A 23,213-nucleotide genomic window follows, 5' to 3' on the forward strand; every position below is an offset into this window, starting at 1 on the left:
CGATGCAGCGCGGTCTTGGGGGTTTCCCCCATGAGCGACTGCATCAAGAAATGCAACGCTGTTTATTTGTGCGGAGTGGAAATTTAACTAGCAAGCTGACAACAGACGAAGAGATTGAAAACTATTGCAAATCTCGCTGGTAACAACAATTTGGATTTTCGATTGCGAAAAGGCAAAATTGTTGGAGGTGGTGACAATTGGGGTTGCTGTTTACTCTTTTAGCTCAAGCGGATACCGCCGCATCATCTCCTGTAATTCCACCGCATCCCCATTATGTGTATATACCAATCCCTGTGACATTGCGATGCCTGCGGCAACCCCTTCGGGGAACGCAATTCTTTCCCGTCGCGCCCACTCAAACCAAGCACTCACATCTGATGTCACCACATTCTTGCCCTTAGCCCCACTCTTGCAGCTGTTGATAAATAAGCCAGTCGGATTATCACACCATCCCTCGTGAATTCCTTCCTTCACTCGTGCGTTAGCAAAGCTCGCCAAAGGCATTGCCCCAGGCACATTATTCACCCAATATTTCTTCACCGCTCCCAAGCATGGGTCTTCTAGAGCGCCAGTCCAGTAGAAGTAGTTGACATAAAATGCATAATATGGGTGTTGTTTAAGTTGAACATTTAGGATCTCCGTTTTAATGCGATCACTAAAAACCAGACCTAAATATTTAGCCCAAAATAGGCGTTTTGTCCCAATCCACATACTTAACATTTTGTCAACATATATTTAGTGGACTGGCTCTCTAGAGCTTTGATTTTTGCTACTGAAGTCCCATCACTTAATTTGAACAACTAAATCGTCACCAACCTTAATTCCCAATTTGCTAGCCTGTCCCGCAGGAATTTCAATCACCTGATCTACAGGTACAAAAGGGCCATAACTTGGGCAAGGATAACTTGTGCAGGGAGGATAGTTATGCAAAATAAATTTCACTTGTTCATCTCGGATAAATATGATGTCTAAAGGGATGAGTGTATTTTTCATCCAAAATGAAACTTGTCTAGGTGGGTTGTATGGGAACAACATTCCCCGATCATCTGCTAGAGAAGTGCGGTACATTAAGCCTTTTTTTTGTTGCTCTTCTGTTTCTGCCACTTCCAGAAAAATAGTTTTTCCCTTAGCCTTAAAAGAAGCTCTAATTTCAAGTGACTGCGGTTGAGTATTTTCAGCTTTTAAAAATAAAATTAAGTCAGAAACATTTAATGAACAGCTTCCTAAAAGGAATGTAATAGCTATAATAGCCATCCAAATTATACTTTTATACATAAAATGAGAATTTATCTGATGTAATTTGTAGTAAATTTACTGTGGTAACACATCTTTATTCCTGAAAAATTCCGGATTTTGGATTTTGCTAGAAAGCGATTACTACAGCAATATATCGCAGCATTAACTTATAACTAGCAATTGTATTTAAGATGGTTAAGAACGATCTAAAATTTCTTCTAACATTGGTATCAACAAAGTAATGGGAGCGCGGTCTTTGACCTTGATCTTTACGTGTACCGACATTCCAGGCGTGAGTTTGACTTTAGGCCCTTTACCAGAAGTCCAACGATATCCACTGTAAGTAGATAAATCTCGTTCCATTGCAATTTTTGCTTCTATTTTTCCTCCCCTAGAACCAACAACATTGGAAACTGTTTCATCATTTCCTATGCTTGTAGCTGCTCCCTGTTTAGTAACTGGTAGGATGGATGCAGAAACGAGTTTGCCGATGACTGCTCCTTCGCCATCAGAGATATTATTTGGAGTTATAGCTACTTCTTTGTCAAAATAAGAAGTTAATTGAATACCTGAAGGAAAATAAGCCATGACAATTGTGGTGTCTTGCTTACCATCAACGTTGATTCGTCCCAGATTATCCCCGCGATTAATCACTTGTCCTGGTGTAACTGCAAATTCTAACAAGCAACCATCAAAAGAACTGATAATTTGGCTATTACGAGCGATTTCACTTTCTAATTCATCAACCTTGCGCTTCACTTCCTGAATTTGATTAATTTGATTGTTTCTTGTTTCTAATTTCTCTTGCTCTAAACGCCGATTACGAGTTTTTAGCTGTTGCAATTGAGTCTGAATATCACTAATAATATTGACATTTTGGTCATATTTCTGTTGAATTTCCGCCTCAGTAACTTCTGTTTGCTTTAGTTGTGCTTGTGCATCTGTAATTGTTTCCAAGATGCGATTATACTCCTGTTGAGCTTGAATCAAATTAGTTTGAGAAATTGCTCCTACATTTGCTAGTTCTTGACGCTTCTGCAAAGAGTCTTTCAACGCTGGAGCCGTTGCTTGAGCATTCTGCAATCTTTGTTGCAGACTGATGCGCTGCTGTTGTAGTGCATTTATACTTTTAGTTTTCAGATCTGGTGACAAACTTTGAGTTGTTTGTAGTTGTCGCAGCAGTTGAGTCCGCGACGCAGCAATCTCTAGTTGTTCGGAAGCAATGCGTTGTTCTTGGATATTTGCAAAATCCTGAGCCTGAGCTTGAAGTTGAACAAGTTTACCACGTTGAAGTTTGAGCTGTTCCTTCAACTCGATTGGCTCTAAAGTTGCTAATACTCTTCCTTTACGAACACACTGGTGAGATTGAACATTCAGCGTTTTTATCTGTCCATTGATAGGAGCATTCAGTGGAACCACGGCATCCGGTTGTATTAATACTCCCTTACCTTCCACCTCGACTGGAATCTGTCCAAAAATACTCCACACCAGCCCAACAGCTATTAGTCCACTAAATGTAGCTAATATAACCCAGTCCTTGGAATGTACCAACGGAACTAGAAAATCAAGTTGCTCTGGAGATGCAAGCTTCTCTAAGGCTTTTGGACGAAATAGGTTCAATTTTTTGACTTTCATATACCAGTATTTTTTATACTATCTCCTAAGTAGGAGATATCCTTATATTAATCAATACCTTGAGGAATTTAGTTGAATTCTTATAAGGAGTAGACAAGCCAGAAAATTGAAGAATTTATCTTGTTAGCTGTGATTTTTATTACCTTGTGCCTTCTGCCTGTTCGATTTCAGGATTGATTATGCAATTATTTGAAAAATTCAAGCAAGCTGCTGCGATAAAAAAACCAACCCCAAAACCCAGATATTACAACACTCGGATGAGAACGCCGACTTTATTACAAATGGAGGCTGTCGAATGCGGAGCAGCAGCTTTGGGTATTATTCTCAGCTATTACGGGCGAATAGTTCCTTTGCCAGAATTGCGAGTGAGTTGTGGTGTTTCCCGTGATGGCTCTAAAGCCTCGAACATGATATTAGCAGCACAAAGTTATGGAATGCAGGCTCAGGGTTTTAAAAAAGACATCCAACAGCTTCAAGAAATTAAACCACCGTTTATCGTATTTTGGAACTTTAATCACTTTGTGGTGGTGGAAGGATTTGTTGGCAATACTGGTGGTGGAAAACTGCGTCAGCGTGTTTGCTTAAATGATCCGGCGACTGGCCCCCGTAGCGTCACAATTGAGGAATTTGACGAAGCCTATACAGGTGTAGTGTTGGTAATGGAGCCGGGTGCGGAGTTTAAAAAAGGTGGTAAGAAAGCAGATATTATTGGTGCGTTATACTCTCGACTGAAAAATTCCTTTAGCGAACTGTTATTTTGTGTTTTAATTGGCTTTTTATTAGTAATTCCTAATTTGGCTCTAGCCGCTATGAGCCAAGTATTTATAGATAATGTCTTGATGAAAAACAGGTTAAACTGGCTTCAACCAATGTTAATTGGGATGGGAGCGATCGCATTGCTGCAAGCTGTGATGAACTTGCTACAATTACGAAAACTGAGATATCTCAATCTGCGACTGTCCATCAGCATGACTGGGCAATTTATTTGGCATTTGTTATGCTTACCCTCTAGTTTCTATGCCCAGCGTTATGCCGGAGAAATTAGCAATCGCATTGCGATTAATAAAAAAGTTGCCTCAATACTATCAGGAAAGTTAGCTAGAAGCGTCATTGATGCAGTCATGATTGTTTTCTACGCAGCAATGATGCTGGCTTATGACAGGCTGTTAACACTGATTGGTGTAGCTGCTGTTGTGATTAATGTTACCGCTATTCAGTTGAGATCTCGCCGTCGAATTGATACTAGTATGAGGTTAGCCCAAGACCAAGGCAAACTAGCTGGAGTCGAAATTGGAACGTTACAAAGTATTGAAACCATTAAAGTTGGTGCGCTAGAATCCGATATTTTTAGTCGTTGGGCAGGATACTACGCCAAACTCACCAGTGCCGAGCAGGAAATGTACCAAGATGAACAGTGGGTATCGCTGCTACCATTATTTCTCTCATCCGTAACGACGATGTTATTGTTAGTTATCGGTGGGTTGCGGGTAATTGATGGTCATTTGACTATTGGGATGTTGGTTGCATTTCAAAGCCTCATGAGTAAGTTCCAAAGTCCTGTAAATACTTTGCTTGGCTTGGGAACAACCATTCAGACACTCAACGGTGATATGAAACGCTTAGATGATGTGCTGCAAAACCCCACAGATTCATCATTGCAACAGGCAGCTACTATTGAGCAATCACCTGTTCAATATGCTTGGCCTGTCGAAAAATGTTACTTGCAGGGATATGTCGAAATTCGCAATCTGACTTTTGGATACAGTCGGGTAGAAGCACCGTTAATTAAAAATTTTAGTTGCACCCTAACACCAGGACAACGGGTGGCTTTTGTGGGTAGTAGCGGTTCGGGAAAGTCTACAATATCCAAATTGATTACTGGACTTTATCAACCTTGGGATGGCGAAATCTTGTTCGATGGTGTTCCCCGACAGCAAATTCCCCGTGCAGTAATTACTAATTCTTTAGCGATGGTAGAGCAGGAGATTTTTCTGTTTGGTGGTACGGTACGGGAGAATTTGACTTTGTGGGATGAAACAATTCCTGATGTGCAGTTAATGAAAGCCTGTCAGGATGCAGCCATTTTGGATGTAGTGATGGCGATTTCTGGCGGTTTGGATGGTAAATTACTGGAAAGTGCATCTAACTTAAGTGGTGGACAGCGCCAACGCTTAGAAATTGCCCGTGCTTTGGTGAATAACCCGTCAATTTTGGTAATGGATGAAGCGACGAGTGCTTTAGATGCCAATACAGAGAAAATTATTGATAGAAATATCCGCCGACGCGGTTGCACTTGTATTATTGTGGCTCACCGTTTAAGTACAATTCGTGATTGCGATGAGATTATTGTGCTGGAACGGGGAAAGGTGGTGCAACGGGGGACTCATGACCAGATGAAGAGTGTGGACGGGGCTTATAGGAGATTGATTCAAGCGGAGTGAAATTAAGTACTATAAAATGTAATTTCCCCAGAACATTCGTTAAGAACATTCTGGGGAAATGGATATTTTCAGAAGAATTGGATGTTAAGCTACATTGCTTTGCTTAATTGCGTTCTTGTGGCCCTGATTCTTCTTCTTCTTGTCGTTCTGATTGTTCCTCATAATCTTCTCCGTTCTGACCACCAGAGACCCATTCTAAATCCTGTAATGACAACTCTCCGTTATCTACTACGTTGGTGATAGTTTTTTGAGTTTCAACTTTCATCTTTGGTTTTCCCTTGTTATGCTACTGGGTTGTCTTCGTTTACAGAGAGAATATTGTTACATACATAGTTATGTATAGTTTTAATTTTTACAACCTTCTCTGTATTCGTCTTTGCCTATTTTAGGCTACTTAATTTGATTTTTTGTAAAGATAATGACTTATTAAGTAGCAGCGTTGTATTAATAATATAAAGAAAATGCAGTATTTTCTACGTCTAAATACGCATGAATAAAATGTTGTAAAAACTACAATAAACCACTACTGGTAATAGTCTGTTGAAAAACTTGTGTTTGAAAAATTTGTTTTGTTATAGTCACGCTACTTGTCGTGCCATCAAATCAGCAAATATTCCTGATTGAGACATCAATTCCTCAAAATTTCCTACCTGCATCACTTTCCCTGCAACAATTACATAAATGCGGTCAGCATTGCGAATCGTACTCAAACGGTGAGCAATGACAATTCTTGTGACATTTAACCTTTCCAAACTTTCACTAACAATTGCTTGGGTGCGATTATCTAAAGCACTTGTCGCTTCATCAAAAATCAGAATTTTCGGTTTAAGAACCAAAGAACGAGCAATTAACAACCGCTGACGCTGACCTCCAGAAAGATTCGTTCCCCCTTCGGAAATTACAGTGTGCATTCCCATCGGCATTTGTTCGATATCCTGGGCTAATCCAGCCATCCGTGCAGCTTCCCAAGCTTCATCTATTGTTACCAACGCACCTTTAGAAATATTTTTGAAAATTGAACCACTATTAATCCGACCATTCTGTAACACCACACCTAACTGCCGTCGCACCACAGAGATATCCAACCCCGACACATCCTGCCCATCGTAATAAATCGTCCCTTGCTCTGGTTGTTCAAAAGCCAGCAGCAACCTGACAATTGTAGACTTACCACTCCCAGAAGGCCCCACCAAAGCGATAAATTCTCCTGGCTTGGCTTCAATCGTCACTCGATCCAAGGTTAGGGGGCTATCTTCCTGGTAGCGGAAACTGACTTGATCTAGCTTCACTCCCCCCGCTAATAGCCCCGGATCGGTTTTTTCCTGATCAACTTCCGGCTTTTCTGTCAAAATTGGCTGCACTCGCTCCCAGATAACAGCAACTTCCATCACCTTAATTAAGGTTCCACTTAAAGCCGTAATTCCACTGACAAACGTACCAAAAGCCGTATTAAAAGCAATAAATGTTCCTGTAGAAAACCCTGTCTGTCCTTGGGTTTGCGCTTGGGCAATGAGTATCGCCGTACCATAAATCAGCATAGAACTGACTGTAGGCAAAATCATGTTAAACAATGTTACCCCATCTTCAATTGCTTCCGTACTCAGCATTAGCTTGAGTTGCTGCCCAAACATCTGCGACCAATAAGCAAATGCCCTCTGTTCTGCACCAGCAACCCGCAGCTTAGATACTCCACCAATCAACTGCACTGTCAGCCCAGATATTTCCCCACTGAGTTCTTGCATGGGAATCATCTTTTGGCGGGAAATCATAAACGAAAACAGCGTCATTCCCACGTTAACTGCTGCCACTGCCATTGCTACCAGCGCCAATTGAGAACTGTAAGAAAACAGCAAAGCTAAATTTAATAAAGCAAAGAAACTGTGGGAAAGTGACCTAATCGCACTGCGACTGAGAATTTGGTGCAGTTTTTGGATACCTGCAACCCGACTTTGCAAGTTACCAATTGTGTATCTGCGAAAGAACGGAACGGGTAACTTGAGCAGCCGATCCCACATTGCTGCTTGAGTTTGTACTTTAGCCTGGGTTTGCGCCCGCATGATAGCGATATTATCTACCAAATTCAGCATCGTGCTACCAAAGTTCACCGCTAGCAACCCCAAAGCAAGTTGAAAAATCAACCCCCGATTGGCGCTAGGAATGGCATTGTCAATTAAAATGGCTGTTGCTTGAGGAGTTACCATCTCAAATAGAGAAATAATCGCGCCCAAGAGCAAAACCGTTACCCAGTCTCGCCGCGTCCCCTTTGTAGCAAACTTGAGAATTTCTAAGGATTTGAGTACTTTGTCTGGGAATGGTCGATAAAAAACATAGGCTACAGGTGAAATCAACTGAGCTGTGTTGACATTGAGGGGAATGGGGCATTGTTGTTCGGGATCTAATATTTCATAACGATTTCTACCTACAGGAAGCACAGCCAAGGGACGTTGATCTTGTGCCGTGTATGCCAAAATTGGGCCTGAGTCAAACTCCCACCAAGCACCTCGTAAAATAACTTGGCGAAGCCGAATTCGCGAGGCGCGGGCGATCGCTTCTAAGGGGTCTTTAACGCGCTTGGGGTCTTCTGATTTTCCTGGCGGACGAATTTCAATCCCCATAGCTTTACCCACAGCCCCAGCCGCAATTAATAAAGCTGTTCCTTCCGGTAAAACTTTTACTTCTGAACGGCGAAAAATAGCGGTAAAATTACGGATGGCGCGATCGCTCGCCTCTTGATTCAATTGCTGCCGCGAACGAAATTGCTCAAAGCGTGTTAAAGTCTCTTTTTGGTCGAGTTGGTGCAAGCAAAGTAAAACATCAGCGTGGAATTGATCCAGGTGTTCGCTGACCAAATCAAAAGTGTCTAGTCCTGCTAAGTTGATACCATTGAGTGAAATATCTGCTGCTTGAAAAGCTTCAACTAAGCGATCGCTCCACTGTTGCAACGGCTGAAAAACTGTCTCCCATTCATTATTGGCGATTACTTGCTTTACCCAGTCTGCCAAATTAATCGATACTAAATGCGTTTCTTCATAAGCAACGGCAATTAATCCATGAGACAGCCCTTCTAATACCGTTGCGGTACCAAACAGCACATCTCCCTGATTGACATCGAATAGATAACGTCGCGCACCTTGGGGGCTACCGTTGGTAGTAGCGATCGCAAATACTGCCATTGCACCACCTTTTAGCATCCACACTGTATCGCTTGTATTTAGCGGGAAAGGGCTATTGCTTTTAATTACTTGTAGGTCAGTATAAAAATTAAGTAAGTCAGTCATGCGATCGGCAACAAAGTTAAGTTTTAGACTTTTGCTGAAAAAGTAGCGAACACTAAACACAAGGGGCTGACGAGTTTTACTCTTATAAAAGAGCGATCGCTAAATATTATCAGTAAGCCAATATACCAATTTAGCCTAACTGTATATTTTGTTGCTGCTATAATTTGGGTGCTTGAAAGAAAGATACTCTTTTTATGGAATGGATCATTAATTAGTCTTCCGTTGGTGGATATTCTAAGGTAGAAACTGCTTTTTACTGGAAATGAGAGCGAATTCTAAACTCTACAACAAGTTGAAAGCATTGGCTTAACATTTACTGTTTTAGCTGGTGAGCAAACCGCCGCATCAACAAGTGCAACGCCACTGCATCAAGAGAAGGCGTATACACGAATCCGCCAGACATTGTGATTCCTACGGCCACCCATGCGGGGAATGCAATCCTCTGTTTCCTGTTTTGTTGTGGTTTAGTAGTTTCAGAATCTGATCTAAGGTGTTGTTCTGCATTGAATTCTGAAAGTTCATTTTTGCACTTGCGGTGTTCTAGTAGACGATTAAGTACATCAAGGTGCAATTTATACTTCCAAGTTTTATCTTGCCCATTTCCAGGATTTTTCTGCTCGTGTTTCAACTCCATCAATCACAGCGTAGTCAAGATCTAACTCATTCTCAAAGGTTTTCGAGGCTAATTCATCTTTTTTGAGGTGTTGCCACTCCAATTCAATGGGGTTCATTTGAGAACAATATTTAGGTAAAAAGAAGATATACAAACCCATTTCTTCCCACTTTGACCACAATTGCTGAACTTCACGGCATCGATGATTCATTATCTGCGTGCCAGCCAATAGAATCCTGGCCGCTCCCAGCAATTCTCATTTTGAGAATTGCTGTATAGTTTGAGGTATGGCAGATTATAATCTTAAGAGTTGCTCTATGATTGCTCTACCTGGTATTGCCATCCAAAACAAGATATATGAAAGTTCTAATTCTCTAGTTTATCGGGGCATTAGAGAGGATGGGGTCGCGATCATAGTAAAAATGCTAAAGCTTGATTATCCCTCACCTCAAGAACTAACCCGTTACAGACAGGAATATAAAATTACCCGTTCCCTCAACTTGGAGGGAGTGGTGAGGGCATATAGTCAGCAAGACTATCAACGCACTCTGGTGATTCTCTTAGAAGATTTTGGAGGAAAGTCCTTAGAGCAATGGATGCACAAGCGTCCAGATATTTTCTGCCCGATGCCTTTATCCCAATTTTTAAGTCTTGCGATCGCCCTCACCGATATTCTAGGCAGAATCCACGCAGCCAATGTCATTCATAAAGATATCAACCCAGGAAACATAGTTCTCAATCTGGATACTGGTGTTGTCAAAATTATTGACTTTGGAATTGCCACCCAATTTAACCGCACGAATCCGACTTTCAAAAGTCCTCATGTTTTAGAAGGGACACTCGCATACCTATCTCCAGAGCAAACCGGGCGGATGAACCGTTTACTTGATTACCGCACCGATTTTTACTCGCTGGGCGTGACATTTTACCAAATGCTAACTGGATATCTGCCGTTTCCCACAACGGACATACTTGAGCTAGTCCATTGTCATATTGCCAAATATCCTATTCCGCCTGATGAAATAAATACAACAATTCCCAAGCCATTTTCAGATATAATTCTCAAACTGATGGCGAAAAATGCTGAAAATCGCTATCAAAGTGCCTGGGGCATCAAAGCGGATTTAGAAATCTGTGCTGAACAATTAGCACAAATCGGTCAAATCTCTAGCTTTCAACTTGGGTTTCAAGACGTTTGCGATCGCTTTCAAATTCCCCAAAAACTTTATGGACGGGAAAAGGAAGTTGCAATGTTACTGGCGGCGTTTGATCGTGTAGCGTGTCCAGAGTCAAATCCCGTTGCTGCTTTACCAAACAATTCAGAAACAACTTCACAAAGCGAACAAAGAGGCAAACCAAAATTCCAAGTCGAAATGATGTTGGTATCTGGCTATGCGGGAGTAGGTAAATCTGCGTTAGTGCAGGAAATCTATAAACCAATTACCCAAAAGCACGGCTATTTTATCTCTGGTAAATTTGATCAATTTCAGCGCAATATTCCCTACAGCGCGATCGCATCTGCTCTGCAAAAATTGGTACAGCAATTGCTCAGCGAACCAGACTACCAAGTGCAACAGTGGCGATCGCTCTTACTTACAGCTTTGGGAAGCAACGGACAAATCATCATTGATATCATCCCAGAAGTTGAATTAATTATCGGCAAGCAGTCGCCCGTACCAGAGATTGGAGCAACTGAAGCTCAAAATCGCTTTCATCGAATCTTTGGGCAATTTGTGCGGGTGTTTTGTTCAAAAAAACATCCCCTGGCGATATTCTTAGATGATTTGCAATGGATAGACTCAGCAACGCTGAATTTAATTGAGTTGATGCTGCTGGATGAGCAAGCCCAATCACTATTTTTGATTGGGGCTTATCGAGATAATGAAGTAAAGCCAACGCATCCATTAGCATTAATGCTAGAGAGACTGCGAAAACAAGGGGTAGTACTTCAGGAAATTATTTTAGCACCCTTAACGCTCTTGCCGTTGAATCAGTTGATTACCGAGACGCTGCATCGGAATGCAGACATCGTTCGTCTTTTAGCTGAGTTAGTTTTGCGTAAAACTGAGGGCAATCCGTTCTTTGTCAATGAATTTTTGAGAATGTTGTATAGCGAAAATCTGCTGACATTTGATGCTGAACATTTATGCTGGCAATGGAACATAGCTGATATTCAAGCCCAGGATATTACCGATAATGTGGTGGAGTTGCTACTGATCCAGTTAAATAAATTACCAGAAAACACACAGCAAATTCTCCAATTAGCAGCTTGTATCGGTGCTGAATTTAATTTAGATACTTTATCTATTGTTTGTGATAAACCACCTGAAACAGTTTTTCAAGATTTACTAGCAGCCATACAAGTTGGATTAATTCAACCACTATCTGAATTAGATGAAAACTTGTTAATTCAAGAGTATAAGTTCTTGCACGATCGCGTTCAGCAAGCAGCTTACGCTCTAACTGATGAGTCAAATAAACAAATAGTTCATCTTCAAATTGGTCGCAATTTGCTTAAAGAAGTATTAGCAGTTCGTCTATCAGATCGACTGTTTGAAATTGTGGATCATCTCAATCATGGAATTGAACTAATTACTAATCAAACAGAACGAGATGAAATTGCCAAATTGAACTTGATAGCAGGGCAAAAAGCAAAGGTAACGATCGCTTATAGTACGGCAAGAAACTATTTAGCTATCGGTAGACAATGGCTAGAAGCCGCTACTTGGGAAACAAATTATGAGTTGACCTTAGCTTTATACGTAGAGACAACAGAAGTCGCGTTTCTGTGCGGCAATTTTGAAGATGTAGAAAGATGGGCAGCGATCGTTCTGCAACATGTTAAAACAGTTCTTGATCGCATAACAGTTTACAGAGTCAAAATTCAGGCTGACATCGCGCAGAACCAACCTCTGCAAGCAGTCAATACGGGATTGCAGATTTTACAACAATTGGGAATAATTTTCCTTAAACAGCCAAGTCACCCGGATGTTTGTATTGAGTTAGATATAATCACATCCTTCTTGGATGAAAAAACAATTGAGGATTTGATTCATTTGCCTAACATGGTTGAGCCAGAAAAGTTGGCAGCTATGCAAATCCTATCAGACATCACGACCGCAGCTAAATTTGCTGCTCCCAACTTACTGCTACCAATCACATCTAAACAAGTCAATTTGTCAATCTTATATGGCAATGCGTCTGTTTCGCCTTTCTCCTATGCCATTTTTGGATTAATTCTTTGTGGTTTGGTTGGAGACATCGAGTCTGGTTATCAGTTTGGACAGCTTGCTCTGGGGCTGTTATCACAACCGAATACCCATTCACTCAAAGCCAGGACATTGTTCATGGCACATGAACACGTCCTGCATTGGAAAGAGCATATTAAAGAATCACTGGAGCCATTGCTAGAAGCCTATCAAATTGGACTAGAAACTGGGGATTTAGAATTCGCAGCTTATTGCGCGCATTGCTATTGTTTTCATCTCTATGTTGTTGGGAAAGAACTCGTAGAGGTTGAATACGCTATGACAACCTACAATGAAGCGATTAGTCGAATCAAACAGAAAACAGCACTGACCTGGAATCAAACGTTTCAGCAGGCGATCGCAAACTTGATGGGATATTCGGTTAATCCAATCCATCTAATTGGTCAATTTTACAATGAAAAGGACGGATTACCAAAACATGAAGTAGCAAATGATGGAACAGCAATCTTTGATGCTTATTTTAATAAACTTTATCTGTGCTATCTCTTTTCTGAGTATGCTCAGGCAATTGAAAACTCAGATTTAGCAGAACCTTATTTCATCCCAATTATAGGCACACCGCTTGCTCCTTTATACTATTTCTATGATGCGTTAGCAAGGTTGGCTATATATCCTGAAAGCAGCACCGAAGTACAGGCAGAAATCTTCAAAAAAGTTACGGCAAAGCAAGAGGAAATGAAACGCTGGGCATATTATGCGCCAATGAATTATTTGCACAAGTATCATTTAGTTGAGGCAGAGAAAGCGCGAGTCTTGAGTCAGTTGCTTGAGGCAGAAGAATTTTATGAGCAAGCAATTCAGGGAGCGAAGCAAAATGAATATATCCAAGAAGAAGCATTAGCTTATGAGTTAGCTGCCAAATTTTACTTAGCTCGTGGTCGGGGAAAATTTGCTCAAACTTACATGAAAGAAGCTCACTACTGCTATGAACGCTGGGGAGCAAGAGCAAAGGTTAAAGATTTAGAGACTCGTTATCCTCAACTATTTCCTCAATCGTCGAGCATAGCTCACACGCCAATTCGCACTACTTCTGGAACTTCCTCTAATCACTTACCTATAGCTTTCGATTTAGCAGCAGTGATGAAAGCTTCCCTGGCAATTTCGAGTGAAATTGAATTGGATAAGTTACTCAGTTCCTTAATGAAGATATTAATCGAAAATGCTGGCGCACAAACAGGATTTTTGATTTTGGAAAACTCAGGAAAATGGGCGATCGAAGCTTCTTGTGAACTCAATGATGATGAGAAGGTCTATGCTACGCAAGTGTTGCAATCGCTCCCAATTGCAAATCGTTTACCTGAATCAATTATTAATTATGTTATCCGTACTCATGAATCTGTCATATTAAATGATGCAACTAGCGAAAGTCATTTTATCAATGAGCCATATATTCAGCAGAACCAAACAAAATCACTTCTTTGTTTGCCGCTATTGAATCAAAGTAAACTTGTTGGCGTGTTGTATCTAGAAAATCAATTAGCAACTGGAGTATTTACACTAGATCGAGTCCCCTTCAAAGACGCTACGCGATCGCAAGTCTTAAATCTACTTTCTACTCAAGCAGCGATCGCGATCGAAAATGCTAGACTCTACTCGAAACTACGCGACGGCAAAAGTCAGATAAATCAATTTTTAGAAGCGGTTCAAGTGGGAATTGGGGTCTTAGATGCGACTGGCCGCCCTTACTATATTAATCAACGAGGCATTCAGCTACTAGGCAAAGGTGTCGATCCTACCGCAACACCAGATCATCTTGCAGAAGTTTATCAAGTTTACCTGGCTGGAACGGATCGAGAATGTTCCCCTGAGGATATGCCAATCGTCCGAGCGTTAAAAGGCGAACGTACAAGAACGGATGATTTAGAGATTCACCAAGGCGAGACTATTATTCCCATTGAGGCATGGGGAACGCCAGTCTTTGACGAACAGGGCAAGGTAGCTTATGCGATTGTAGCCTTTCAAGACATCACAGAGCGCAAACAAACCGAACATCTCTTAGCCAATTACAATCGTACCCTAGAGCAACAAGTAGCCCAACGAACGGCAGCTTTAGAGCAAAGTGAAGCAGAATTGCGCCATCGCGAACAGGAATTACGACTGATTGCCAACGCTCTACCAGTTCTGATTAGCTATGTAGATGCCAATCGATGTTATCAATTCATCAACCATACTTATGAGGTCTGGTTTAACCGTAGCCGCGATCAAATTCTGGGCAACCCTGTTCGCCAACTTCTCGGTGAGGCGGTTTATCAACGAGTTGAGCCTTACATTAATCAGGTCTTTGCAGGGCAAACGGTATCTCTAGAAACAGAGATACCGTTTCCGGACGATAAGCGGTGCATCAGCGCGACCTTGATCCCTGATTTCGATGACAATGCTCAAGTCAGAGGCTTTTACAGTATCATGACAGATATTAGCGAACGCAAACAAGCAGAAGAAGTGTTGCGTCAGTCCGAGGCTCAATTTCGAGAACAGGCAATCCTCTCCGATTTTCGCGCCGATGTAGATAGTGCCTTGGCTCAAAGTGCTAGTTTGCCCTTGATGCTGCATCGCTGTGCCCAAGCCGTTGTTAAGCACTTTAATGCGGCATTTGCTCGGATTTGGACGCTAAATAAAGACAAGAATATTTTGGAGTTACAAGCCAGTGCGGGGATGTATACCCGTCTTGACGGTGAGTACAGTCTAATTCCTGTAGGTAGCGTCAAAGTTGGACAAATTGCTCAGGAACGCCGTCCTCTGTTGATTAACAATGTGTTTGATGAATCATCCATTAATCAAGAATGGGCAAAACGAGAAGGCATGGTGGCATTTGCGGGCTATCCGATACTGCTGGATGAGCAGCTTGTTGGAGTTATAGCGATGTTTACTCGACATCCCATTCCGTCGTCCAACTTTGAGGCGTTGGAGTTTTCAGCCCGCGAGATTGCATTAGGAATTAGACGCAAACAGGCAGAAGAAGCGTTGCAAGCCTCCGAAGCAGAACTTCGGGCGCTCTTTTGTGCAATGCCCGATCCGCTTTTGGTAGTAAATGCACAAGGGCGGATTTTGAGAGCAACCCTGCTTGAGTCAGAGAAATTATCTAACCCGATTGACGAACAGGTGGGTCGAACATTTTCCGAAATTTTTGAGCGATCGCAAGCCGATACATTTCTTAGCTGTATTCGGCAAGCATTAAGCACTCAGCAGCCCCTAACAATTGAGTATAGCTCGATTGTGGGAGGTTGGAAAACCTGGTTTGCAACTCGCATCTCTCCCATCTCAGAACATTCTGTCATTTGGCTGGCAAGAGATATCACCGATCGCAAACGAGCTGAAGAAGCCTCCATTCTAGAAGAGCGCAATCACATGGCGCGGGAAATTCACGACACTTTAGCCCAAGCATTTACAGGTATTATCATTCATGCTCGCTCTGCCTCCAATAAGGTAACGGCAGACCCAGAAAAAGCGCAAACTCTCCTCACTCAAATCCTCGACTTAGCCCGTTCTGGGCTTGCGGAGGCACGTCGTTCAGTAGAGGCACTACACCGCCCATACCTTTTAGAGAGCAGTAACTTACAGGATGCCTTAAGCCGTCTTGCTGCTCAATTAGACTCCTCCATCGCCACCCAAATCGTCTACGAAGTCATGGGTACACCCTATCCCCTATCCTCCGATCTGGAAAATAATCTGTTTCGGATTGGGCAAGAAGCTTTGACAAATGCAATCAAACATGCTGTAGCAAGTGAAATCCACATTGAACTGATCTATGAACCGACCCAATGCAGCTTGCGAATTAAAGACGATGGGCAGGGATTTGATGTAGAAAACCAGGCGATGCGGAATGGTTTTGGTTTACTGGGGATGGCAGAACGGGCTGAACGCATTAGAGCTGAATTAAAGATTCAAAGTGACTTAGAGCAAGGGACAGAGATCGTGGTATCCATTAATCGGGGGTTAAGTCAGCATGAATCAACCCAGTAGCATTCGCGTTCTGGTTGTGGACGATCATCCTGTTGTCCGCCAAGGTTTGATCGGAATGTTAGAGGAGGCTCCAGATATTGTCATTGTTGGTCAGGGGCGAAATGGGCATGAAGCGATCGCAGTTTTTGTGCAACAGCAACCTGATGTGACTTTGATGGATTTACGGATGCCTGAGATGGGAGGTGTTCAGGCGATTACGGTTATTTGCAATCAGTTTCCCAATGCCCGAATTATTGTGCTGACCACGTATGACACCGATGAAGAGATTTATCAAGGATTGCGAGCCGGGGCAAAGGGGTATTTACTGAAGGATTCTGAGCCAGAGGAACTATTGACAGCAATTCGGACAGTGACCAAGGGACAACAGTATATTCCCCCCAACGTGGCTGCCAAGCTAGTCCAACGGCTGACTGCTCCAGAACTGAGCGATCGTGAGTTAGAAGTTCTCCAGTTAGTCGGACAGGGCATGAGCAACCAGGAAATTAGCACTGCTCTCAATATTAGTGAAAGTACAGTGAAGACTCATATCAACCGAATTTTAAGCAAGCTAGATGTTAAAGATCGCACTCAGGCAGCCATTATTGCCTTGAAACGCGGAATTGCTAGCTTGTAAAAGCAAAGATGGTACTTCTGCCTGGGTTCACAATTAATTTTAGTCTGTGAGGCAATCAAACCTGAGTTTGATTCGTTCTACTCCCTCAAATTGACTCATCCTCAATCATTTTGTTGATTAAAATATAGACCCTGAATTGACGACAAGCCTAAGCAAGTCTCATACATTAAACTCATACAAACGATTATAGGCTTGAAGGAAAGAAATTTCAGAGCGCACGCGATGAATCTCTTTCCCTCAAAGATTTAAAATGAGGGTTTAGAATGAGCGATGTTATTCCTGAGGGCACACCTCGTGCCTCTTGCGGTAGCTGCGAAGCAGAGCGCAATCAATTAATTGTACTTCCTTCTGAGCAAGACCATCGACAAGGATCGTTGAATGCTCGCGTTGTGCTTGTTGAGTATGGGGATTATCAGTGTTCCCAATGTAGTGAACTTTATACCTCAATTCAGGCAATTCAACGCCAGCTTGAGGCGACCTTATTCGGGAGAGATTCTCTATGCTTTGTATTCCGACATTTTCCGCAACCTCAAATCCATCCTCAAGCTCAAAAGGCAGCAGCAGCGACAGAAGCAGCAGCAACACAAGGGCAGTTTTGGCAGATGCATGAGATGCTATTGAAGCATCAGCAAGAGCTAGAAGATGGGTATTTAGCAGAATACGCTGACAATTTAGGGCTTGATGTAACTCAATTTATTCGAGACATTGCCCAAAAAGTGCATGTCGATCGCATCAATCAAGACATTGCCAGCGGAATGGATAGTGGGGTAGTTAGCACTCCAGCTTTATTTATCAATGGTGTGCGTTATAGAGACGCTTTCGAGCTTGAGCCACTACTTGTTGCGATCGTTGGAGCTGCTCATGGCTAGTAGTTCGCCAAGTTCACTTGGCGGGGGAAAGGGGAAAGGTTTTAAATCCCTTACCCTTTACCCCTTGCCCTTTACTCCGCCCTCACCCAGCATTTTTGGGTTGGCAAACCATTAGTATTTTCGTCAATGGACTAACCTGCGCGAACTGCCCTAAATGAGGAATCTGATTGATGAGCAGTCTTCTCAAGCAAGTTGTAGCTCAAGTTTCCAGAACGGTGCCATTGCAGACGGTTTTGATTGTGCCGTTTGTGCTGCAAACTTTGGTGACAGTCGGCTTAGTGGGATATTTTTCCTTCCAAAATAGACAGGAAGCCATCAACGATCTCACCAGTCAACTGCGGCGCGAACTGACGAACCGGATCGAAGGCAAACTACAAACCTATACTGAGATACCCCATAACATCAATCGGCTCAATGCCAGCACCTTCGCTCAGGGAAAAATTGACCCTAGTGCAGTCAAAGGTGAGTTTCCACTCTGGCAGCAAATTCAGATTTATCCAATGGTAAGTGATATCTACTGTGGCGATCGCAAAGGTTCTCTTCTGGGGGTGCGACGTAGCCCTGCCGATCGCTCAATCGAACTGCGGTCAAGTAATGTTGCTACAGATCGTAAACTCTACGGCTACAGCCTCGATCGCAATGGTCAGCGAGACCAGTTAATCACTCAAAACAACAAAGCCTTCGATGCGCGGGTTCGCCCCTGGTATAAAGCAGCAGTAACAGCAGGCGAGCCAATCTGGAGTGGAATCTATGCCGACTTTGCTAGCCAGTTGCCAACGATCACCGCCAGTACGCCTGTTTATAGCACTGCCGATCGATCGCTGTTGGGAGTCTGCGCCACCGATGTATTTCTGCCTAATGAGATGAGCCGTTTTTTGGCTAGCCTGCAAATTGGCAAGACAGGCATCGCCTTTATTCTAGAGCGATCGGGGCAACTGGTTGCCACTTCCACCGGAGAAGCGATCATAAGTCCTGGGGCGGCAGCAAATCGATTGTCCGCAGTTGAGAGCCGTAACCCTACCGTGCGAGCTACTGTTGCCTATTTGCGCCAGCATTTCAGCGATTTGTGGCAGATCCAGACTGTGGAACAGCTTGATTTTAAGTTCGATGGCAGGCGGCAGTTGATTCAGGTGATGCCATTCAAAGATACTCGTGGGCTAGACTGGCTGATTGTCACAGTGTTGCCTGAATCCGATTTCATGGCCAAGATTAATCAAAGCATCCACACGACGATTCTGCTTTGTATTGCAGTTTTGCTGCTTGGCATTGCGATCTGCATTTTGATTGCCCGATGGATCGCTAAACCGATTGTCAGCGTCAGTCAATCGGCAAAAGCCCTAGCAGACGGTGCATGGAATCAGACGGTAGAAATTGAGCGATCGGGCGATTTGGGCGAACTGGCTCGATCGTTCAACCAGATGGCACAGCAGCTTCAAATCGCATTTGCCAAAATGCAGTCTTTAAACCAGACCCTCGCCCAAAGTGAAACCCGCCTCCAGAAAATTTTAGAGTCGGTTCCGGTAGGAATTGTGGTTATAGACGCAACAGGTCGCCCTTATTACGCGAATCAGAAGGCAATCCAACTCTTGGGCAAGAGCGTGCTGCCGTCTGTCACCCCAGAGCAAATTGCCGAGGTCTATCAACTCTATGTGGCTGGAACCGATCGCCCCTACCCAACCGAACAACTGATGATTAGGCGAGCGCTAAACGGCGAACAGGGCAGTGTAGATGATATCGAAATTCACCAGGGGAATCGCATCATTCCGATCGAAAGTTGGGGAACTCCAATTTTTGATGAGTCTGGCAACATTCTGTATGCGATCGCAGCCTTTCAAGACATCACCGAACGTAAACAAGCAGAGAAGCTTTTAGCAGAATACAATCGCACCCTAGAGCAAGAAGTTGCAGAACGCACGACAGCATTGCAGGCAAACGAAGCAGAGCTACGCAGTGTCTACGACGAGCTTCGCTTACAGGAGCAGGAATTACGACTGATTACCGACGCTCTACCCGTTCTGATTAGCTACGTCGATGCCAATCGCTGCTTTCAATTTATCAACCGTACATATCAGGTTTGGTTCAACCGTAGCCGTGATGAAATTTTGGGCAACCCTGTTCGTCAACTGCTCGGTGAGGCGGTTTATGAACGGGTTGAGCCGTATATTAATCAGGTGTTTGCAGGGCAAACTGTCCCTCTAGAAGCAGAAATCCCTTTTCCGGATGATAAGCGGTGCATCAGCGCGACCTTTATTCCTGATTTCGATGACAATTCTCAGGTAAAGGGTTTCTACAGTCTAATGACAGACATTAGCGATCGTAAACGAGCTGAACACACTTCTATCTTAGAAGAACGCAACCGAATGGCGCGAGAAATTCATGATACACTAGCTCAATCCTTCACAGGTATTCTGCTTCAGGTGGGAGCAGCAACACAAGTGCTGGCGGACGACCCAGAAGCAACCCAAGTACATCTGGAAATGATTGAGGAACTAGCACGCGCTGGGCTAGCAGGGGCGCGGCGATCCGTATCAGCACTCCGTCCGCGGCTACTAGAAGAAGGTAATTTAGAGAGTGCATTGCATCGTATTGTGGCTCAAATGCGAGCAACGACCGACACGGCTCTGATTTGCGAAACTCAGGGTATAGCCTATTTCTTATCAACCGAAGTGGAGAATAACTTACTCAGAATTGGGCAGGAAGCATTAACCAATGCGATTAAATACGCTTATGCTGGCGAAATTCGGGTTGAGTTAGTGTACAACGAGACACAGTGTATCTTAAGGGTTAAAGACGATGGCAAGGGCTTTGGAGTAGGTAGCAGTCCTTTGAGCGGTGGGTTTGGCTTATTAGGAATGAGCGAACGAGCAGAGCGCATTGGCGCACAACTAACAATTCAAAGCCAACCGGGACAGGGAACAGAAATTATTGTCACTATCAATCGAGTGGGAGAATTACAATGAGCCAATCCACTACGATTCGAGTGCTGATTGTTGACGACCATGCCATAGTCAGAAAGGGTCTAACAACCATCATTAACCGCGATCCAGAAATGACAGCAATAGCTCAAGCTGAAGATGGGCAACAGGCGATCGCCGCGTTTCGAGAACACCAACCTGATGTCACACTAATGGATTTACGAATGCCCCAAATGGAAGGTGTTGAAGCCATTATGGCGATTTGTGCTGAATTTAAGCAGGCTCGGATCGCCGTACTCACAACCTACGATGGCGATGAAGATATCTATCGCGGCTTGCAGGCGGGCGCTCAAGGCTATCTGCTGAAAGATGCTAAACCTGGCGAGCTTTTGAATGCGATTCGCGCCATCTATAATAATCAGAAATACATTCCGCCAGAAGTGGGCGCAAAATTATTGCAGCGAATGAGCAATCCAGAACTCAGCGAACGAGAGTTGGGAGTGCTGCGTTTGATGGCACAAGGAAAGGGTAATCAAGAAATTGGGACTGCTTTAAATATTGGTGAAAGTACCGTCAAATCCCATGTAAATCGAATTTTAAGCAAACTGGGTGTGAGCGATCGCACACAAGCCGTGATTACTGCTGTTAAGCGTGGAATTGTCAGCTTGTAAGCTGTACTAAAGTTGGTATCCAAATTCCAACTTTAGTTGGAGAAAACCTTCCACTGCAAGCTGGACGGGTTCATCCATCACTCGATTGTACAAAAATGTCAACCCAGAGTGGATGACAACAAAAGGTCAATTATCTATATTAAATCCATAGCAACGTTAGCGCAGTTGGGTTGTAAGGCTTAAGTTTGCTTAATACAAACCGAAACATGACTTACGACCGCGATAATCGTTCTTTATTCGTTCTGCCTTCAACCCAGGATCATATTCAAGGTGTACTGAATGCTGCTGTAGTCTGCGTCATGTATGGAGATTATGAATGTTTTCAAAGTGCCAACGTCTATCGATTAATTAAAGTTGCCGGGCAGCAATTGAAGCTGGAGTTTGGAGAAAACAATTTAGGTTTTATCTTCCGTCATTTTCCTCAGGTACAGATTCATCCCCATGCTCAACGGGCAGCGCAAGCTGCGGAAGCCGCTGCGGCTCAAGGGCAGTTTTGGCAAATGCATGAGATGCTGTTTATCCATCAACAGGAGTTGGGAAATGGCTATCTAGTGGAGTACGCCAATCGTTTAGGACTTGATATTTCTCAATTTTTACAGGATTTATCCAGGGGAACGTATGTCAATCGGATCAATGCAGATATCGAAGGTGGACTGCGAAGTGGAGTGGAGGCTGCACCCGCTTTGTTTATTAATGGAATTCGCTATCTTGATCGCTGGACTGTTGAGCAGATAATGGCAGCCATTGTTGCTGCAAATAATTAAGGTTATTGATGCTTATCCCAACAAGTATTTCATAACTTCTATACGGACGACAAGAATTAGAGATTTCAGCAATTTAGCAAGAATACAGAGGCGATCGCCATGATAGTTTTTACATGGAAAAAAGTTCAAAAATTGTTGCTGTGGTTATTTGCATTAAGTGTTGTCGTGAGAATATCAATGCATCCAACACCAGCCACCTCCCAGGAATTACCTCAAGCGTCCAACTCTAAACCTGCGATCGTTCTCGTTCATGGAGCTTATGCTGACGGTACATCATGGCAACACGTTATTCCATTGTTAGAGCAAGATGGCTACAGAGTGACTGCTGTGCAGATTCCCCTCACCTCGCTTGCTGATGATGTAGCAACGACAAAGCGGGCGATTAATAATCAAAAAGGTTCTGTTGTAGTAGTTGGACATTCCTATGCTGGAAATGTGATTACGGGTGCAGCAGCTGGCAATCCACAGGTAAAAGCTCTGGTTTATGTTAATGCTTTCGCACCAGATGTAGGTGAAAAGACGAGTGATTTAAATAAAAGGTACGCAGCACCTCCGATTAGTACGGCGATCATGTCTGATGCTGCAAACTTTCTCTATGTCGATCGCAAGAAGTTTCACGAATTTTTTGCCCAGGACGTATCAAAGGCTGAGGCGCGAGTGATGGCAGCAACCCAAAAGCCAATCGCCAGCGCAGCCTTTGAGCAATCAGTCAATGAAATCGCTTGGAAAACAATTCCTTCCTGGTTTATCGTGACTCAAAGCGATCGCGCCATTAACCCCGAACTTCAACGATTTATGGCTAAACGGATTGGTGCTAAGATAACCGAAGTTAACTCCAGTCATGTTCCTTTTATCTCTCATCCAAAAGAAGTTACTAAAGTGATTGAAGCAGCAAGCACGGCTGTGTGAAGTAATCCCAATCCTAAGAGAAGCAGTTTCTCGGTACATA

At 43.3% G+C, this 23,213-nt stretch carries 14 protein-coding genes and 1 pseudogene; 9 read left to right on the forward strand and 6 right to left on the reverse strand.

The features are described from left to right. Window positions 1-2: 2 nt before the first annotated feature. Window positions 3-143: a hypothetical protein gene (locus tag AACU32_RS31880; protein ID WP_339378432.1), complete on the forward strand. Its 141-nt coding sequence runs from the start codon at window positions 3-5 to the stop codon at window positions 141-143. A 67-nt stretch (window positions 144-210) separates the two neighbouring features. On the opposite strand, the gene AACU32_RS31885 is transcribed toward AACU32_RS31880, so the two are convergent. The 3 genes from AACU32_RS31885 to AACU32_RS31895 form a co-directional block, all read right to left on the reverse strand. Further along, a complete protein-coding gene (locus tag AACU32_RS31885; RefSeq protein WP_339378433.1) occupies window positions 211-720 on the reverse strand; it encodes a hypothetical protein in 510 nt (169 codons plus the stop codon). Between the two features lie 63 nt (window positions 721-783). Next, the gene (locus AACU32_RS31890; RefSeq protein ID WP_339378434.1) at window positions 784-1,254 is read right to left on the reverse strand and encodes a DUF192 domain-containing protein; all 471 of its coding nucleotides are present in this window, start codon (window positions 1,252-1,254) and stop codon (window positions 784-786) included. Window positions 1,255-1,431: 177 nt separating this feature from the next. Then, a complete protein-coding gene (locus tag AACU32_RS31895) occupies window positions 1,432-2,871 on the reverse strand; it encodes an NHLP bacteriocin system secretion protein (protein WP_096605792.1) in 1,440 nt (479 codons plus the stop codon). Between the two features lie 179 nt (window positions 2,872-3,050). Between AACU32_RS31895 and AACU32_RS31900 the strand changes: the two genes are divergently transcribed. Beyond that, a complete protein-coding gene (locus AACU32_RS31900; RefSeq protein ID WP_096605794.1) occupies window positions 3,051-5,312 on the forward strand; it encodes an NHLP family bacteriocin export ABC transporter peptidase/permease/ATPase subunit in 2,262 nt (753 codons plus the stop codon). Window positions 5,313-5,415: 103 nt separating this feature from the next. Here the strand turns inward: AACU32_RS31900 and AACU32_RS31905 are convergent, their stop codons facing one another. The 3 genes and pseudogenes from AACU32_RS31905 to AACU32_RS31915 all read right to left on the reverse strand — a co-directional run. Continuing rightward, on the reverse strand, window positions 5,416-5,577 hold the full coding sequence (locus tag AACU32_RS31905) for a hypothetical protein (protein WP_339378435.1): 162 nt from the start codon (window positions 5,575-5,577) through the stop codon (window positions 5,416-5,418). A gap of 313 nt (window positions 5,578-5,890) precedes the next feature. Beyond that, on the reverse strand, window positions 5,891-8,650 hold the full coding sequence (locus tag AACU32_RS31910; protein ID WP_339378436.1) for an NHLP bacteriocin export ABC transporter permease/ATPase subunit: 2,760 nt from the start codon (window positions 8,648-8,650) through the stop codon (window positions 5,891-5,893). 527 nt (window positions 8,651-9,177) lie between these two features. After that, window positions 9,178-9,411, reverse strand: a pseudogene (locus AACU32_RS31915) (transposase); the annotation flags it as partial. Between the two features lie 109 nt (window positions 9,412-9,520). On the opposite strand from AACU32_RS31915, the gene AACU32_RS31920 reads away from it, so the two are divergent. From AACU32_RS31920 to AACU32_RS31950, 7 genes are all read left to right on the forward strand, one after another. After that, the gene (locus tag AACU32_RS31920; RefSeq protein ID WP_339378437.1) at window positions 9,521-16,432 is read left to right on the forward strand and encodes a PAS domain-containing protein; all 6,912 of its coding nucleotides are present in this window, start codon (window positions 9,521-9,523) and stop codon (window positions 16,430-16,432) included. Beyond that, window positions 16,416-17,045 carry a response regulator gene (locus AACU32_RS31925; RefSeq protein ID WP_096605802.1) on the forward strand — a complete coding sequence of 210 codons (630 nt, stop codon included), beginning with the start codon at window positions 16,416-16,418 and terminating at the stop codon, window positions 17,043-17,045. The genes AACU32_RS31920 and AACU32_RS31925 overlap by 17 nt, the downstream gene beginning before the upstream one ends. 263 nt (window positions 17,046-17,308) lie before the next feature. After that, window positions 17,309-17,914 carry a DsbA family protein gene (locus AACU32_RS31930; RefSeq protein WP_096605804.1) on the forward strand — a complete coding sequence of 202 codons (606 nt, stop codon included), beginning with the start codon at window positions 17,309-17,311 and terminating at the stop codon, window positions 17,912-17,914. Window positions 17,915-18,084: 170 nt separating this feature from the next. Further along, on the forward strand, window positions 18,085-20,874 hold the full coding sequence (locus tag AACU32_RS31935) for a PAS domain-containing protein (RefSeq protein WP_096605806.1): 2,790 nt from the start codon (window positions 18,085-18,087) through the stop codon (window positions 20,872-20,874). Continuing rightward, window positions 20,871-21,500 carry a response regulator gene (locus AACU32_RS31940; protein ID WP_096605808.1) on the forward strand — a complete coding sequence of 210 codons (630 nt, stop codon included), beginning with the start codon at window positions 20,871-20,873 and terminating at the stop codon, window positions 21,498-21,500. Before AACU32_RS31935 ends, AACU32_RS31940 begins: the two co-directional genes overlap by 4 nt. A gap of 206 nt (window positions 21,501-21,706) precedes the next feature. Next, on the forward strand, window positions 21,707-22,264 hold the full coding sequence (locus AACU32_RS31945; RefSeq protein WP_096605810.1) for a DsbA family protein: 558 nt from the start codon (window positions 21,707-21,709) through the stop codon (window positions 22,262-22,264). 99 nt (window positions 22,265-22,363) lie between these two features. Next, entirely contained in the window at window positions 22,364-23,173 is an 810-nt protein-coding gene (locus AACU32_RS31950) for an alpha/beta fold hydrolase (protein WP_096605812.1), read from the forward strand. The last annotated feature ends 40 nt before the right edge of the window (window positions 23,174-23,213 follow it).

Origin of the sequence: Calothrix sp. NIES-2100 (genome assembly GCF_963875285.1) — a bacterium.
Classification (GTDB): domain Bacteria; phylum Cyanobacteriota; class Cyanobacteriia; order Cyanobacteriales; family Nostocaceae; genus Aulosira.